This window comes from Pseudoalteromonas sp. Ps84H-4 (genome assembly GCF_024124645.1).
Taxonomy (GTDB): Bacteria; Pseudomonadota; Gammaproteobacteria; order Enterobacterales; family Alteromonadaceae; genus Pseudoalteromonas; species Pseudoalteromonas lipolytica_C.
In genome coordinates this window covers 35,299-50,911 of record NZ_JAMXSK010000012.1, presented here as the reverse complement: position 1 = coordinate 50,911, position 15,613 = coordinate 35,299, and the positions used below count along the sequence as shown (strand labels likewise).

The following is a 15,613-nucleotide window of genomic DNA, read 5'->3' as shown; positions in this document are numbered from 1 at the left end:
AGCCTTGCTAGTGTAAGGCTTTCATTTTCATACTCTTAGTGAAGACCATTACGTATAATGTTTTCTGCTTCACTGATCGGCATAGGGCGGGCCTTGAGAAAACCTTGGCCAAACTTACACTGAGTTTGTTTTAAAATAGCAAGTTGCTCATTTGTTTCAATACCCTCGGCTACAACATCTAATTGTAGAGATTGTGCTAAGGATAAAATCGCATCTACTAATGGGTTTTGTCCTTTACTTAAGTGATCAATGAAGCTTTTATCTATTTTTAAAATGTGGATTGGTAGTTGATGCAAATATCCAAGTGCAGAATAACCAGTGCCAAAGTCATCTAGACATAATTTAACTTCTAGTGGCGATAATCCCTCAATAATTTTAGTCGCAAGCTCTAAATTTCCAATCAAGCCAGATTCTGTGATCTCAATGCAAAGCGAGCCTAAAGGTAATTGATGCTTTGCGTATAATGCGTGTATTTGCGAAACAAAGTCTAAACTTGCAAAGTGTCGTGAGGAAACATTAACAGTGACTCTACCAAATGATAGGCCTTGTTTTGTCCAATTGGCTATTTGTTGCGCAGCTAAATCTAGAAGATGTAAATCTAGATTGATTATTTGACCAGTATCTTCTGCAACAGGAATAAAGTCGGCAGGAGAGACAAAACCTTTGGTTGGATGATGCCAGCGAACAAGTGCCTCAAAACCAACAACCTGTGTATCTTGAATTGTGAATATGGGCTGGTAATAAAGCTCAAACTCATTGTGCTCAATGCCATGTTGTAAGTCATTTTCAATGTCGGCATGATTTTTTAACTTTTTGCGCATGGTATTGTTAAATAACTTAACTTGCCCACGGCCTGACGACTTGGCTTCATACATAGCTGCATCGGCATGTTGCAAAAGTTTATAAGCCTTATCATTTGTGCTTTCACAGAATGCTACGCCAATACTGGTTGATGCTTGTAATAAATGACCATCAATATTCAGTGGTTTTGCTAAAGCTGCCTTAATACGCTCAAGAGCATCTTGAACTTGTTGTTTATCGGTAATGTTTTCCATGAAAATGGCAAATTCATCTCCACCTAATCTAGCAAATGTATCTGTATTTCGGATCGTACCTTGTATGAGCTCGCAGATTTTTACTAAAAAATGATCTCCCACTTCATGGCCGAGTGAGTCATTGATGCTCTTAAAACGATCAAAATCTAAATAGAGTAGAGCATGGTGTGTGCCTTTATTTGCGCGTGCTAAGCGCAAAATACCATGTTTTATTCGTTCGATGAGGAGTGATCTATTTGCCAGTCCGGTAAGTTCGTCATGTAATGCACGATGTTCTAGCTCCTGACGTGATAACTGCCTGTCGATTGCCATACTGATTTGGCGGCTGACATAAGTAAGTAAAGCACGGTCATGTTCATTATAGTGGTAGTGTTTACTGTAACTTTGAACTGCAATGACTCCACTTATTCGATCATTTACTTTAAATGGCACACCAAGCCAAGACTCTGCTTGTCGACCAACCATTTTAAAATGACCCGCATCAATATGTTGTTGAAACGCCTCTTTATTAAACAACAGTGATTTATCGATTTTTAAAAGGTAGTAAGAGGCCGTATCTTTTAAGAGTTCTTTAGAAATTTTAGTATGTGCATTAGAACGGACACCTTCTTCGATAATATAAACTAAATCTAAAACATCACTTTGTTTATCATATAGCCCAATGAAAAAGTTATCTGCTCTGAGTAACGAGGTGATAATGCTATGTAAAGACTCAAAAAAGCTATCGAGTTCACTTGACTGATAAGTAAGGTTGGCGATTTGCAACATGCAATTTTCCAACTTTTGAGCATCGTTCAATTGTTTTACTGTTTGCTGAAGGTTTTCTACAGTTCTGACTTGATTTAACTTTGCACTGAGTAAATGTGCGACTGTAGATAAAATTTCTAAATGGGCGTCATTAAAATAGTTTTTTTGCGGGTGCTCGCAATCAATAACACCTAATACCTTTTCTTTATATACTAAAGGAACACAGAGTTCAGAAAGTGCAGGGCGGGCATCGGCAATATAGCGTTCGTCTTTTGTTACATCACCAATCATTAACGGTTTACCGGTTGAAGCGACATACCCAGTAATACCTTGCTCAAAACTAATTTCGGTGCGCACAATATGGTATGTATCGTCTGCGAGAGTGGTTCCCATAGACGCAACTTCTCTTAATGTACGAGACTCATCATCGACTAAAAATATGACACATTCTATAAATCCAAGCCTGCTTACTACTTGCGAAGTCACATACTCTAATAATTCTTCAACAGTATCTAATTGCATTAGCGATGAAGAGAATTGATTAATAATATGGAGCTGGTCAGTTTTGACCTCAAGTGCAAACGCTGTATCTAAATTCTTAGACATAGAAAGAAAAGTAACCCAAATGTTTTATTAACTTATTACGGTAACCTACTATCAAACTATCTACAAAGTTATTTTCAAAAAAAACAGCAACTGGTGTAAACTAGGCATCTGAACACAAACTTCAAAAAATAACTTCGTTATTTGTATAAAGTTTGCGCTATCCCTCTAACTTTAGCCGTGGAAACCAGCAATGTCAGATATAAATAAGATTGAAACACTAACAATTACCCGCCCAGACGATTGGCATATTCATTTACGTGACGGTGATCAGCTAACCGATACTGTACGTGATGCAAGCCGCTATATGGGGCGTGCGATTATTATGCCAAACCTTGTTCCACCGGCCACATGCACTGACAGTGCTTTATCATATTATGAGCGAATTAAAGCCGCAGGTCCTCAGGGTGATTTTGAACCTTTGATGGTGCTTTATTTAACGGACAAAACCTCACCAGAAGAAATCAAAAAAGCAAAAGCAACGGGTAAAATTGTTGCGGCAAAATTATACCCTGCGGGTGCAACAACTAATTCAGACTCAGGTGTCACATCAATCAAAAATATTTACCCAGTACTTGAGGCAATGCAAGAAGTAGGGATGTTGCTGCTAGTGCATGGTGAAGTGACAGATTCATCAATTGATATCTTTGACCGTGAAAAAGTTTTCCTCGATACAATTTTAGCCGATGTAGTAACTGACTTCCCTAAACTTAAAATAGTACTTGAGCATATTACGACTAAAGATGCCGTAGAGTTTGTTAATAACGCACCTGATAATGTAGCGGCGACAATCACAGCTCACCACTTACTTTATAACCGTAACCACATGCTAGCGGGCGGTATTCGTCCACATTATTATTGTTTACCAATTTTAAAACGTAATATTCATCAGCAAGCATTGATTGCTGCAGCGACAAGCGGTAGCAAAAAGTTTTTCTTAGGCACAGATTCTGCGCCTCATTATAAAGATAAAAAAGAAGCTGCGTGTGGCTGTGCAGGTGCTTACACAGCACATGCAGCGATTGAATTATATGCTGAAGCATTTGAAGAGGCGGGAGCCTTAGATAAGCTTGAAGGTTTTGCGAGCCATTTTGGCCCTGACTTCTACGGTTTAGAGCGTAATAAAGACACGATCACACTGGTAAGAGAAAGCTGGACTGTTCCTGCAAGTTACAAACTAGGAGACTCTGAGGTAGTGCCGATCAAAGCTGAAGCTAACATGGATTGGCAAGTTAAGTAAGCGAGCTTACTGTTAGCTAATATTATTCAGAAGCCCAACATTACGTTGGGCTTTTTTATTATTTTTTAATTGTTTAGAAATATGCCTGTCATATTTAAAAGTTTAGCCGTTGACCTCAAAATAATTTTCGATTAATAGAGCTAAAAGCTATTTAATGTGTTAGTCTTAAATTGCTTTGAGTTTTTGCGTATAGAATTTACGGATAATGTGCGGCTTGTTCGGTTACCGGTTGGTTATTGGTTCTTCCTGTACTTTACCCCCTAGTTTTTGGGCATTCACTCAGGGAGGATAGAGCCATTATGGCTGAATTTTAATAATTGACTTACAGGAAAATTTGGTATGTCAAACACGGTTACTGGTAAAGTTAAGTTCTTCAACGAAGCAAAAGGCTTCGGTTTTATTGAACAAGAAAATGGTCCTGACGTATTTGTACACTTCAGTGCTATCACAGGTACAGGCTTCCGCACTTTAAGCGAAGGCCAACAAGTATCTTTCGGCATCAAACAAGGTCAAAAAGGCCCTGAAGCTGAGAACGTAGAAGTAGCATAATTCGTTATGCGAAACTAAGTATTTTGGTGAAACAGTTTCTGTTTCACCAAAATTCATTTATACCTCTTATCAATTTTTTCTACCTCATTCATACTACGCTTTCTCCTAAACCATTTTCTTCTACTTCTTATATAAATAATCCCTTTGTACCTCATACTTGGTAGTCTGTACCGAATTACTAATCCCCCAAAGGCATTGTCTCGGGTTTTTTTAGTCAGACATTAAGCTAAAAGTTCGATAACAATCCTCTAAAAGCTACTCTCCATAACTAAAGTATTATATGCTTCATAGACGGGATTTACTCAATGCAACATTGACTGTTGTATTGGCTAGTAGTTTTGATCAACAGGTTAAGTTACCTCTTTTTTATAATGTTTGAGATATTTTCAACAATCTCAAAATTACCCGCTAAACTTAAAGTATTCACAAGTGGAATAAATTCTGAGTAACTTATACTTGTTTGATGAAATATAATGAAGGTTCGCTAATCGATGAGCATAGGAAACAATATACTTTTGGTAGACGACCACCCAATGGTTGCAACAGCAATCAAGATGGTACTATCAAAGTCAACTCTGGTTAATGAAGTAAAAGCTGTTGCGAGTCAAAAGGAAGCATTACAGTTTTTAAAAAGTAATAATGTCGCGCTAGCTATTTTAGATATCGAATTAGAAGATTCAGATGGCTTTAGTTTATACAAACGCGCAGTTAGCAGTGGCTTCTCTGGTAAAGTGCTATTTTTATCAGCAAAGCAAGATAAACACATTATTCGAACAGCGGCTAAATTAGGCGCGCAAGGTTTTGTTAACAAGGCTGAAAGCTTAGAGGATATTTCATCTGCAGTAGAGATGATTTTAAGGGGTTATACCTTCTTTCCTCAAGAGCATTTAATAGCATCTGAAAAAGATATTGATGAATTACTGACAGAGCGAGAGCTTGCAGTGATGAATTACTTACTACAGGGCCTCTCAAACAAAGATATCGGTGAAAAGCTGTTTATTAGTAACAAAACAGTAAGTACGTACAAGACAAAAATCTTTGAAAAGCTTGAGGTTGATTCAATTATCTCTTTAGCAAAGCTTGTTAAAGACCGCGCCATATTTTGAGACTCTCACCCTTAGCGGTGAGAGATAAATTCTCGCTCATCCTTGTGTTTAGTAAGGCAATTGTGCATTTACTAAACATTACCTACTGATGAGTGCATAAAAATTCTGCAAATTAGATTTTTTAGATCACTAAATAGAATTTTTTTTTAAATTTTCTTATGCCTTTTCTGGTTTTATTAAATGTTACATTTATGTTTAAGGTTGAACCCAGCATGAACGTGGTGTTTGCTAGTAAAGGGCTTTAGAACCTTCCCCTTGATGGGTCTGTTATATTTTTGTTAATTGATTGTTCGAGCTATTTTCCTATCAACGACGAGTTACCAAATTTTTCGGACGAAAGCCGAACATCAAGTTGACAGACTCTGATGCATTTAGCATTATTGGAGGGTTGATATCTATTAAAAGATATCAGGGTTGTCTTCTTCGGAAGGTAATTAAATTATAAAAGTAACATTACTTAATTGGTTGGGAACTATGTCTGTTAAAATCAGAAAGAGTCTTGTAGCATCAGCGTTGGTTGGCGCTTTTGCATTTGCAAGCAGCAATGTGATTGCAGATCCTTTGAAAGATGTGCAAGATGCAGGTCAACAAATTCAAAAGGCTGCTGTTAAGTCTCAAACTAAAATTGACAATGTATATGGTCAAACTCAGGAGCTAATCGCTGAGTACCGTAGCGTTGTTGACGAAACTGAGCTAATGAAGGTGTATAATGATCACGTAGCACGTTTGGTCGCTGACCAAAACGCGTCTATCGAATCGTTTGACCGTCAAATCGCAACAATCGATAACACGAAACAAAACGTTGTGCCTTTGATGTATCGCATGATCGATACGCTTGAGCAATTCATCAAAGCGGACGTTCCGTTCAATCTTGAAAACCGCCTAGCACGTGTTGAAAGACTACGTGACATCATGGCATCAGCTTCAGTTACTACATCTGAAAAATTCCGCCAAGTTCTTGAAGCTTACACTGTTGAAACTGCATACAGCTCAGCTGTTACAGCTTCACAAGGTACGCTTGAAGTTGATGGCAAAAACATCAACGTAGACTTCGGTCGTTTAGGTCGTATCACTTACGTAGCACAGTCTTTTGACCTTAAGCACGCGTGGGTGTGGGATAACAACACTAAACAGTGGAAAGAATTAGGTGAAGAATACCTAAAACCTGTTAAAGAAGTTATCCGTATGGCGCGTAAACAAGCGACATTAGAACTTGTTAAACTACCAATCTTTGGCGCGGAGTAATCAATAATGAAGAAACTATTTAAAGGTTTTGCTGTTGCAGCAGTACTATCTGTTTCTGCAGGTACCGCGCTTAATGCACACGCAAACACTGATGCTTTAGACAAAATTCTTGAGCAAGTTAAGCAAGAACGTATTTCTGAAGGTAAATTAAACAAGCAACGTGAACAAGAGTTCCTTTCAGCTCGTGCTGACAAGCAAGCGTTACTTAACAAAGCAAAAAGCGATCTAGCTGCTGAAAAAGCACGTGGTGACCGTTTATCTAAAGAATACGCACAAAACGAAAATACTTTAGCTGAGAAAGAGCAAGCTCTTTTAAATGCTCAAGGTACGTTAGGTGAGATGTTCGGTGTTGTACGTCGTGCAGCTGCTGATGCAATCGGTTCAATCGAAGCATCACTTGTTTCTGCTGAAAAACCAGGACGTGCTGAAGTACTTCGCTCACTAGCTGCTGCGAAAGAGCTTCCAACTGTACGTGAACTTGAAGAACTTTGGATTTCTCTTCAAACTGAAATGACTGAATCAGCTAAAGTTTCAACTTTCGAAACTGAAGTTGCAGGTCTTGACGGTTCATCTTCAATGAAGAAAGTAACGCGTATTGGTAACTTCAACTTAGTTACTGACGAAGGTTACTTAATCTACTCTCCAGAAACTAAAGCGATCCAACCTCTAGGTAAGCAACCTGATAGCTACATCCTAGCGGGTATCAGCGATTTAGAAAAAACTTCTGCAGATAACTACGCTGGCGTATACATCGACCCGACTCGCGGCGCGATCTTACGTATCAACACGCAGAAGAAATCGTTAATGGAATACTACGAGCAAGGTGCTGAAGTAGGTTACATCATCACAGTATTACTTGTTGTTGGTCTACTTATCTTCATCGTTCGTTTCATTGATCTTGCGCTTACTAGCACTAAGATTAAGAGCCAGCTTAAAAACCTTTCTACTCCGAATACAAACAACCCACTGGGTCGTATTCTTAAGGTTTACGCTGACAACAAGAATCAAGACGTTGAAAACCTTGAGCTTAAACTTGACGAAGCAATTCTACGTGAAACGCCTCGCATCGAAGCTGGTATCAACATCATCAAGATCTTGGCAGCAATCGCTCCATTACTAGGTCTACTAGGTACGGTTATCGGTATGATCCTAACGTTCCAAACAATCACATTGTTCGGTACAGGTGATCCGAAGATCATGGCTGGTAACATCTCTCTAGCACTTGTTACTACTGCGCTAGGTCTAATTGCAGCTCTACCACTTATCCTACTTCACTCAATTGTTGCGGGTCGTAGTAAGTCGGTTTTACATGTCCTTGATGAGCAAAGCGCTGGTATTATCGCTGCTCACGCGGAGAAGGAGAAAGCCTAATGCTAGTCCTGATGGAGATCTGGGAATCTATCAGGGATTTTGTTGGCACAGGCGGCCAGGTTTTATACGTGGTCGCGATAGCACTCTTTCTTATGTGGGTTTTAATGATTGAGCGCTATTGGTTCCTACTAGCTGAGTTTCCTCGTATGACGAAGGATATCGTAGCTCAGTGGGATGCCCGCCAAGACACTACGTCTTGGTACGCACACAGAATCCGTGAAGCATGGATTTCTGAAGCGTCTGAAAAATTAGATCAGCGTATGTTGTTGATTAAGACATTAGTAGCTGTTTGTCCTTTAATCGGCTTACTAGGTACTGTAACGGGTATGATCGCGGTTTTCGAAACCATGGCTACTCAAGGTACTGGTAACGCACGTTTAATGGCATCAGGTATTTCAATGGCAACAATCCCAACAATGGCTGGAATGGTTGCGGCACTATCTGGAGTATTCTTTAGCTCACGCCTTGAGGCAAGAGCGAGAATGGCGAAAGCTAAACTTGTAGATAGCATGCCTCATCACTAGAGAGAGAATTAAATATGGCACGTAAACAACGTTTTCGTGAAGAAGAAGAAGCAGCGGTTGACATGACGCCAATGCTTGACATCGTATTTATCATGCTTATTTTCTTTATCGTAACTACATCGTTCGTTAAAGAGGCTGGTATCGAAGTCAATAAACCTAAAGCAGCTGCAGCTACGAAGCAAAAAAATGCAAACATTTTTGTTGCTATCCGTGCTGACGGTGCAATCTGGATTGATAAACAACAAGTAGACGTTGAGCGTGTATCAGCTAAACTTGAAAGTTTATTAGCAGAACAACCTACTGAAGTTGTAATTTTGCAAGCTGATAAAGAAGCAAAACACGGCGTAGTAGTTAAAGTTATGGACCAGATCAAAGCGACGGGTGATAACCTTAAAATTTCAATAGCTGGAGATCAGTAATGATTCGTTTTCTGTTTTCACTGATTGCAGGTGGGGCAGTTACTTTCGGCTTGTTCTACTTCATGGCGTACCTCATCTCCGGTGGAGCTGATCGTGCGACTGAACAAAAAGAACAGATTGTAGTCGAAATTATGACGAATCCGCCTGAATCTAAGGTGCAGGAGAGGAAGCGTGTTCCGCCTCCGCCTCCGCCACCGCCAAAGCAGCCGCCTAAACCGCAGCCGCCTCAGCCGGAAAACAGCAACCCAAATACTGGTGGTTTGTCATTTAATATGCCAAGCATCGATGTGGGAAGCACAGCTGGTGGCCTAAGTGGTCCTGGTGCATTTGGACGTGATGGTGATGCTACACCTATCGTTCGTATTGAACCAAAATACCCAACGCAAGCAGCGCGTGATGGTAAAGAAGGTTGGGTTCAACTTTCATTCACTATCAACGAAGTAGGTGGTGTAGAAGATATCGAAGTGATCGATGCAGATCCTAAACGTATCTTCGACCGCGAAGCTAAGCGAGCGTTATCTAAGTGGAAATACCGTCCAAAAGTTATTGATGGTAAGCCACAAAAGCAATTTGGTCTTCAAGTACAACTAGACTTTAAACTTAATCAAGGCAACTAAGGAGGCGAGTAATGAGAAATTTATCTAAAGTAACTGCTCTTGCGCTTCTTATGTCACTTTCGGGTGTGGTATTTACTGCACCTGCTTTAGCGGCGCCAGACTACGCGAAAATTGAAGAGCGTAAAAAAGCAAAAACTAAAGTTATGGGTGAGCGCGTTGGTAAGAAAGTAATTAAAGCGTTTGACTTGTACAATGAAGAAAAGCTTGACGAAGCCATTGCATTGCTTAAAGAAATTGATGCATCGGATGACTTCGACAGAGCAACTGTTGACCGTTATTTAGGTCAAATGTACGCTCAAAAAGAGCAGTACCAGTTAGCTATCAAGCACATTCAAGCAGCTGTTAAACCTGATGTTTTAAACTTTGCTGACCAAGAGCAAGGCCTAAAACTATTAGGTGACATGTACGCAGGTACAGAGCAATATGCAAAAGCAAAAGAAGCTTATGCAGCTTGGATGGACTTCACAGGTGAGGAAGACGACAAAGTTTATACACGTATTGCACAAGCAAACTACGAGTTAAAACTTTATAAAGACGTACTTCCTGCTGCAAACAAAGCAATCGAATTGGCAAAAGAGCCTGCTAAAGCCTCTTACCAATTAAAGCTTGCTGCCTATTTTGAACTTAAACAGTACAAAAACATGGTAGAAGTAGCTGAAGAGATTGTTCGTGTTTGGCCTGAAGACAAAAAAGCCTGGGTTGGTTTGGGTAAATATTACCTACAAACCGAAGACTTCAAGAAAGGTCTTGCGACCATGGAAGTTGCCTATAAAAATGGCTATTTTGAAAATGAAGTTGAATACAAAGTACTTTCTAACTTCTATTCGTTAAACGATATTCCTTACAAAGCAGCAGTTGTGCTTGAAAAGGCAATTAACGAAAATAAAGTTAAGCGTAATAAGCAAAATATCAGTGCAGTGGCATCTAATTACCACCGCTCAAAAGATATTGAGAAAGCAGCTAAATACTATGAAGAAGCGGCTAAATTTGATGACGATGCAGAGCTTTACCGCAAAGCAGGTTCATTACTTTTACAATCGCAAAACTATAGTGCAGCCGTTGTTCGTTTGAACAAGGCGTTAGAGTTAGGTTCTGATAAAAAAGGAACTATCTACTCTGACTTAGCTGAAGCTTATTACTACCAAGAGAAGTACAAGCAAGCTTATAACGCTATCACTAAAGCAATGGACGATCCGCGTACGCGTAAATTCGCGAAGAGCTGGTCAACCTTCATCAAAGATAAAGCGAACCGTAATGGCGTGAAAATCTAATTGATGTTGTTTTAAATTAAAAAGCCCCTCTGGGGCTTTTTTTATGGAATTTTATAATGCTAAGACAGATCGTATTTTTACTTGTCGCAAGTGTGATGATAACAGCTTGCTCAGAGCAACCTCCTCGTTTCAATCACTTTGATGAAGGCCAGCAAGCACTCAGTAACATAAATAACTTACTATCTAATCAATCAAGCTCAGATTCGGTAACAAGTTGGCCTTTTTCGAACGAGTATTTACAAGCTCGTCACCTCAATTATCAAGGCTTGAAAAGTATCGCGCTAGATGAATCGCAACAGGCGCAATTAAATTACCTGATCATCGCTGAGCGTTATCCAGAACGTTATTTTGTTTGGCCAGAGCAGCGCGATGTTGTTAGTCGTGCAATTAATAAAAAAGATTATTCTGCTCAAAAATTAGCTAAGTGGTTGGAATTAGTACAAACACAATTAATGCAAGCAGAGGAAAGTAGTTTAAAACTAAATAAAATTGAGCTTAAGTTGTTACATTCAATGGTGCAAAACCACCTAACTAATAATGATGATGAAGTGGTACACTCAGCACTTTCAAAGCTTGAACAATATTTATCTCAATACACACCACGTAGCAAGTTAGGTTTAGTGGGGCTTGCAAATGGTAAAGATTGGTACCAGAGCAAGTTGAATTACTTTGGAGCGAAAACGCAACCTCCTCTTACGTGGCTTAGCAATATTCAGTCTCAATTAAAGCAAATAGCGATACACAATGTGGCGTTTCATTTACCGACCTCACACAGTACTCCTCTAGTAATGCAGTTTTTTAGTCAAGATGAGAATGTGGCGGGTCTTGACTGGCAGCTCGAATATCGAGACCCTTTACAAAGTAAGCGGGAGTTATCAGCGGGCGAGCAGTATTTTTGGTTAGTGATGATGGAAACAGATCTTGGTATTCATTATCACACTTGGAGTGAACAGCAAGCGCGAGTAAATCTAATAAAGCGTTTGGGGGTGACGAAACAAGAAGCTGATTGGCTTATCGAAGATATTATTCTTTATCCTGCAACGAGCTTTATATTTTCTTCATAATACCTTGCTGCGCTCTAAGGAGCGCAGCTTCTACAGCGTTGGCTAGCAGGGTCTGCTAATAAGCGTTCATCATCAATTTTTTCTTCGCAATCACAACAATAGCCATATTGCCCAATGTCTATTTGGCATAACGCCGCCTCTAGCTTTTCGAGTCTAGAAATTAAAATTTGATATTCAGGACCCAGCTTATTTGAGGTTAATTCTAGCCAATCTGCAGGAGGGGTTTCGCTTAACTGCGAAAGCAATTGTTGGTGATAGCCTTGATCAGAATTAGTTAGCATATCGAGTAAACGTTGTCTAACCTGCGCAAGTTCTGCAGATAACTTTGTTTGAATTTCAGTATTGTTCATCGCGTTTATTCCAAGTGGGCAATACTGACATTATCAAACAAAACAAGTTAGCTAGTTATGATTTGCATCAATACTCGGCGCTTTGGCATACTTTCTAAGTACATCTGCAACTTCATTTTTGGCTTTTAAACGCCTAATCTCATCAAAAAGTGCGTTGGCCTGTGGGTACTGGCGTTTTAGGTATCCAAGCCACTGCTTGGTTCGAGAAGCAAAATATTTCTCACACTTGCTTTCATCTTGATGCATAGAAGAGTGAATAATATGGTAAATCACATGCTCCCAAAGCATCGGAGTGTACTGCTCATTTTCGACATGTGCTTTTATTTGCTTTGCTAAATCAGGCATTGCTAGAGCACCACGACCAAGCATTAAGTCTTGGCAATGACTGCGTTTTTGACACAGCAATGCATCTTCAACTTGCCAAATTTCACCATTAGCAACCACAGCAATGTTTTTATTTTTGATTAACGGAGGGATCTTTTCCCAATATGCCGGTGGATTATATCCATCTCTTTTCGTTCTTGCATGAATAGCAAGACTTGATGCACCCGCACTGACAACAGCATCAACAATTTCTTGGCTGTTGCTATCGTCATCAAACCCTAGTCTGATTTTTGCACTGACCTCATGACGTGGATCAACTGCATCACGTACGGCTTTGATTATTTCGTACATGTGCTCAGGATCTTTCAAAAGTACAGCACCACCTTTACTTTTATTAACAGTTTTTGCTGGGCAGCCAAAATTTAAGTCGATACCATGAGATCCTAAGCGTATTGCCTTGACTGCATTTTCAGCCAATGCATTAGGAACTTGGCCTAGTAATTGAATCCGCACTGGTGTTCCAGCACGGGTATAACCACCGGCTTTTAATTCAGGGCAATAACGATGAAATACACGCTCGGGTAGTGTGTCTTCAACGACACGAACAAACTCTGTAACGCATAAATCAAATCCACCTAAATCAGTGAGTAGCTGTCTCATTTTGAAATCGACAACTCCCTCCATTGGTGCTAAAACTAGTCGCATGATACCTGTATACTAAATAAAAATTGGACGCGTATTCTACCTGCTATTCTATATTTGATAAATCGTAATTTGCTTTATCATCGGTTTCAGAAAATAATTTAGTAATTTTGAAAGTAATTTTCAGTTCGCAGGTCTTGTTTAATAACCCTTTATAAAAAAGAGAGTCGATAATGAACACAGTTAAGAAAAATTCAATTGCATTAACATTAGGTGCGGTTGTGGTTGGTGCGTCAAGTTTTGCAGCCACTGATGCTAACGCTAACCCATTTGAATTTCAGCAAATGCAAGCTGGTTATCAGCTAGATGCCGCTGAAGGTAAATGTGGCGAAGGTAAGTGTGGTGGCGATAAAAAAGCTGAAAAAGAAGGTAAGTGCGGCGAAGGTAAATGCGGCGGCGACAAAAAAGCAGCTAAAGAAGGCAAGTGCGGCGAAGGTAAATGCGGCGCAGATAAAAAAGCAGCTAAAGAAGGTAAGTGCGGCGAAGGTAAATGCGGTGCAGATAAAAAAGCAGCTAAAGAAGGTAAGTGCGGCGAAGGTAAATGCGGTGCAGACAAAAAAGCAGCTAAAGAAGGTAAGTGCGGCGAAGGTAAATGTGGCGCAGACAAAAAAGCAGCTAAAGAAGGTAAGTGCGGCGAAGGTAAATGCGGTGCAGACAAAAAAGCAGCTAAAGAAGGTAAGTGTGGCGAAGGTAAATGTGGCTCTAACCACTAAGCGCTCATTTAGCTTTTGAAAGGGCCGTAATGGCCCTTTTTAGTAGGAGGTAGTATGTTAAAAGAATCAGTAGCTGATTTTGGGCAAATTGGCTTAGGTTTACGCCGGGAAATGCTTGATGAAATGCTCATCGATGTTCCTAAACCCATTGAGTTTTTAGAAGTTGCACCAGAAAACTGGCTAAAGCTTGGAGGGCGTTTTGGTAAACAATTTAACCAGCTTACCGAGCAGCATGCCTTTGTTTGTCATGGTTTATCGTTATCAATTGGCTCACCTGCAGCGCTTGATATTGACTTTGTAAAATCACTTAAAACCTTCTTTAAAGAGCATAATATTCGTTTGTTTAGTGAGCACTTAAGCTACTGTTCGGGCGAAGGGCACATGTACGATTTGATGCCTATTCCGTTTACTGAAGATGCAATTAAGCATGTCTCCTCGCGGATCAGACAAGTACAAGATATTCTTGAACAGCCAATTGCTATTGAAAATGTATCTTACTACGGTGCCCCTGGGCAGCAAATGACTGAACTTGAGTTTACTAATGCAGTTTTAGAGGAAGCTGATTGCCAACTATTGCTTGATGTAAACAATATCTATGTAAACTCTATTAATCATGGTTATGATGCTGAGCAATTCTTAGCAGCATTACCAACTAAACGTATCGCTTATGGTCATGTTGCGGGCCATTACACTGAGGCTGAAGACTTACTCGTTGATACCCATGGTGCGCCAGTTATCGATCCTGTTTGGCAATTGCTTGAAAAAGCCTACGCAGTACATGGAGTTTTTCCTACTTTGTTAGAGCGTGACTTTAATATTCCACCTATGGCTGAGTTATTAGCTGAGCTGAAAACTATTGAAGCCTTGCAGCACGCAGCCAATAAGCAAAACCAAGTAACGGTGAAACACAGTGCATAATCATTTTACGCAAGTACAACAAGCGTTTATGGCGCATATTCGCGACCCTGAGAATAATGCTAAGCCTAGTGATGTTGAAGAGCGTCGCATGGCGATTTACCGCGATTTATTTTTTAATAATGTGGATGGTTTTGTCAGCTCTGCATATCCAGTACTTAAAAGTTTATATTCAGAGCAAGCTTGGCACAGACTCGTTAGGCAATTTTTCAGTCAGCACAACTGTAAATCTCCTTATTTTTTAGATATAGCAGGCGAGTTTTTGTCCTTTCTTGCTAATGACTATGAAATGCAAAGTAATGATCCTGCGTTCATGTTAGAACTGGCTCATTATGAGTGGGTTGAGCTCGATGTGTCGGTTGCTAAAAAACTTGCAAATGAAGTTGGCTTATCGGCTCATCAAGTGACAAGTTCCCCATTATATTTAAGTTCACTGGCTCGTAATTTGAGTTATAGCTTCCCAGTTCATACCATCAGTGTCGATAACCAGCCGAGTGAGCCCGCAGCTGAGGCAAGCTATTTTGTGGTATATCGGGATGGCGATGACGAAGTGCAGTTTTTATCAACAAATGCGATGACCGCATTACTACTTAATATTATTGAATCTCAGCCAGGTATAAACTTAAATGATGTATGCCAAGTAGTTGCAGAGCATGCTCCTCAATTTAGCCAAGAGCAGCTTTATCAGGGAGCGCTCAATACCTTAAGTGCCATGGTAGAGCGTGGTATCGTAGTTACTAATACATTGGTTTAAAAATCGGCTAAACCCCTTTATTGATGAGGGCAGTTCGACTATTA

Annotated in this window: 16 protein-coding genes; 13 read left to right on the top strand and 3 right to left on the bottom strand. The window is 39.9% G+C overall.

The window, feature by feature from the left end; all coding sequences use genetic code 11:
• Positions 1-35: 35 nt before the first annotated feature.
• Positions 36-2,408, bottom strand: a complete 2,373-nt coding sequence (locus tag NH454_RS11885; RefSeq protein WP_253039178.1) for an EAL domain-containing protein — start codon at positions 2,406-2,408, stop codon at positions 36-38.
• Positions 2,409-2,598: 190 nt separating this feature from the next.
• Here NH454_RS11885 and pyrC point away from each other — a divergent pair, with 190 nt between their 5' ends.
• From pyrC to NH454_RS11835, 10 genes are all read left to right on the top strand, one after another.
• Entirely contained in the window at positions 2,599-3,645 is a 1,047-nt protein-coding gene (gene pyrC / locus NH454_RS11880; RefSeq protein WP_135924210.1) for a dihydroorotase, read from the top strand.
• A gap of 339 nt (positions 3,646-3,984) precedes the next feature.
• The gene (locus NH454_RS11875) at positions 3,985-4,194 is read left to right on the top strand and encodes a cold-shock protein (protein WP_036967526.1); all 210 of its coding nucleotides are present in this window, start codon (positions 3,985-3,987) and stop codon (positions 4,192-4,194) included.
• 491 nt (positions 4,195-4,685) lie between these two features.
• Entirely contained in the window at positions 4,686-5,300 is a 615-nt protein-coding gene (locus tag NH454_RS11870; RefSeq protein WP_135924211.1) for a response regulator transcription factor, read from the top strand.
• A gap of 474 nt (positions 5,301-5,774) precedes the next feature.
• Entirely contained in the window at positions 5,775-6,545 is a 771-nt protein-coding gene (locus NH454_RS11865) for a DUF3450 domain-containing protein (RefSeq protein WP_135924212.1), read from the top strand.
• A 6-nt stretch (positions 6,546-6,551) separates the two neighbouring features.
• The gene (locus tag NH454_RS11860; protein ID WP_135924213.1) at positions 6,552-7,916 is read left to right on the top strand and encodes a MotA/TolQ/ExbB proton channel family protein; all 1,365 of its coding nucleotides are present in this window, start codon (positions 6,552-6,554) and stop codon (positions 7,914-7,916) included.
• Positions 7,916-8,440: a MotA/TolQ/ExbB proton channel family protein gene (locus NH454_RS11855; RefSeq protein ID WP_135924214.1), complete on the top strand. Its 525-nt coding sequence runs from the start codon at positions 7,916-7,918 to the stop codon at positions 8,438-8,440. The genes NH454_RS11860 and NH454_RS11855 overlap by 1 nt, the downstream gene beginning before the upstream one ends.
• A gap of 14 nt (positions 8,441-8,454) precedes the next feature.
• Entirely contained in the window at positions 8,455-8,859 is a 405-nt protein-coding gene (locus tag NH454_RS11850; RefSeq protein WP_054551557.1) for a biopolymer transporter ExbD, read from the top strand.
• A complete protein-coding gene (locus NH454_RS11845) occupies positions 8,859-9,476 on the top strand; it encodes an energy transducer TonB (RefSeq protein WP_135924215.1) in 618 nt (205 codons plus the stop codon). Before NH454_RS11850 ends, NH454_RS11845 begins: the two co-directional genes overlap by 1 nt.
• Before the next feature lie 11 nt (positions 9,477-9,487).
• The gene (locus tag NH454_RS11840) at positions 9,488-10,747 is read left to right on the top strand and encodes a tetratricopeptide repeat protein (RefSeq protein WP_253039177.1); all 1,260 of its coding nucleotides are present in this window, start codon (positions 9,488-9,490) and stop codon (positions 10,745-10,747) included.
• A gap of 56 nt (positions 10,748-10,803) precedes the next feature.
• Complete coding sequence (locus NH454_RS11835; RefSeq protein WP_253039176.1) at positions 10,804-11,811, top strand: hypothetical protein; 1,008 nt, start codon at positions 10,804-10,806, stop codon at positions 11,809-11,811.
• Between the two features lie 14 nt (positions 11,812-11,825).
• Here the strand turns inward: NH454_RS11835 and NH454_RS11830 are convergent, their stop codons facing one another.
• Positions 11,826-12,161, bottom strand: coding sequence for a TraR/DksA C4-type zinc finger protein (locus NH454_RS11830; RefSeq protein ID WP_135924218.1), 336 nt, complete (start codon positions 12,159-12,161; stop codon positions 11,826-11,828).
• Between the two features lie 51 nt (positions 12,162-12,212).
• Positions 12,213-13,190, bottom strand: a complete 978-nt coding sequence (locus NH454_RS11825) for a tRNA-dihydrouridine synthase (protein WP_138557976.1) — start codon at positions 13,188-13,190, stop codon at positions 12,213-12,215.
• A 170-nt stretch (positions 13,191-13,360) separates the two neighbouring features.
• Here NH454_RS11825 and NH454_RS11820 point away from each other — a divergent pair, with 170 nt between their 5' ends.
• The 3 genes from NH454_RS11820 to NH454_RS11810 are packed head-to-tail and all read left to right on the top strand — an operon-like array spanning position 13,361 to position 15,569.
• On the top strand, positions 13,361-13,900 hold the full coding sequence (locus tag NH454_RS11820) for a hypothetical protein (RefSeq protein WP_253039175.1): 540 nt from the start codon (positions 13,361-13,363) through the stop codon (positions 13,898-13,900).
• A 54-nt stretch (positions 13,901-13,954) separates the two neighbouring features.
• The gene (locus NH454_RS11815) at positions 13,955-14,818 is read left to right on the top strand and encodes a DUF692 domain-containing protein (RefSeq protein ID WP_253039174.1); all 864 of its coding nucleotides are present in this window, start codon (positions 13,955-13,957) and stop codon (positions 14,816-14,818) included.
• Positions 14,811-15,569 (top strand): putative DNA-binding domain-containing protein, encoded by a 759-nt coding sequence (locus tag NH454_RS11810; RefSeq protein WP_366030802.1) that lies wholly within the window; start codon positions 14,811-14,813, stop codon positions 15,567-15,569. Before NH454_RS11815 ends, NH454_RS11810 begins: the two co-directional genes overlap by 8 nt.
• The last annotated feature ends 44 nt before the right edge of the window (positions 15,570-15,613 follow it).

What these genes read in the sequence shown, in the direction of transcription:
- NH454_RS11855 (WP_135924214.1), top strand. Translation starts at nt 7,916, where the DNA reads ATGCTAGTCCTGATGGAGATCTGGGAATCTATCAGGGATTTTGTTGGC.
- NH454_RS11835 (WP_253039176.1), top strand. Translation starts at nt 10,804, where the DNA reads ATGCTAAGACAGATCGTATTTTTACTTGTCGCAAGTGTGATGATAACA.
- NH454_RS11850 (WP_054551557.1), top strand. Translation starts at nt 8,455, where the DNA reads ATGGCACGTAAACAACGTTTTCGTGAAGAAGAAGAAGCAGCGGTTGAC.
- NH454_RS11860 (WP_135924213.1), top strand. Translation starts at nt 6,552, where the DNA reads ATGAAGAAACTATTTAAAGGTTTTGCTGTTGCAGCAGTACTATCTGTT.
- NH454_RS11865 (WP_135924212.1), top strand. Translation starts at nt 5,775, where the DNA reads ATGTCTGTTAAAATCAGAAAGAGTCTTGTAGCATCAGCGTTGGTTGGC.
- NH454_RS11885 (WP_253039178.1), bottom strand. Translation starts at nt 2,408, where the DNA reads ATGTCTAAGAATTTAGATACAGCGTTTGCACTTGAGGTCAAAACTGAC.
- NH454_RS11875 (WP_036967526.1), top strand. Translation starts at nt 3,985, where the DNA reads ATGTCAAACACGGTTACTGGTAAAGTTAAGTTCTTCAACGAAGCAAAA.
- NH454_RS11845 (WP_135924215.1), top strand. Translation starts at nt 8,859, where the DNA reads ATGATTCGTTTTCTGTTTTCACTGATTGCAGGTGGGGCAGTTACTTTC.
- pyrC (WP_135924210.1), top strand. Translation starts at nt 2,599, where the DNA reads ATGTCAGATATAAATAAGATTGAAACACTAACAATTACCCGCCCAGAC.
- NH454_RS11870 (WP_135924211.1), top strand. Translation starts at nt 4,686, where the DNA reads ATGAGCATAGGAAACAATATACTTTTGGTAGACGACCACCCAATGGTT.
- NH454_RS11820 (WP_253039175.1), top strand. Translation starts at nt 13,361, where the DNA reads ATGAACACAGTTAAGAAAAATTCAATTGCATTAACATTAGGTGCGGTT.
- NH454_RS11840 (WP_253039177.1), top strand. Translation starts at nt 9,488, where the DNA reads ATGAGAAATTTATCTAAAGTAACTGCTCTTGCGCTTCTTATGTCACTT.
- NH454_RS11830 (WP_135924218.1), bottom strand. Translation starts at nt 12,161, where the DNA reads ATGAACAATACTGAAATTCAAACAAAGTTATCTGCAGAACTTGCGCAG.
- NH454_RS11825 (WP_138557976.1), bottom strand. Translation starts at nt 13,190, where the DNA reads ATGCGACTAGTTTTAGCACCAATGGAGGGAGTTGTCGATTTCAAAATG.
- NH454_RS11815 (WP_253039174.1), top strand. Translation starts at nt 13,955, where the DNA reads ATGTTAAAAGAATCAGTAGCTGATTTTGGGCAAATTGGCTTAGGTTTA.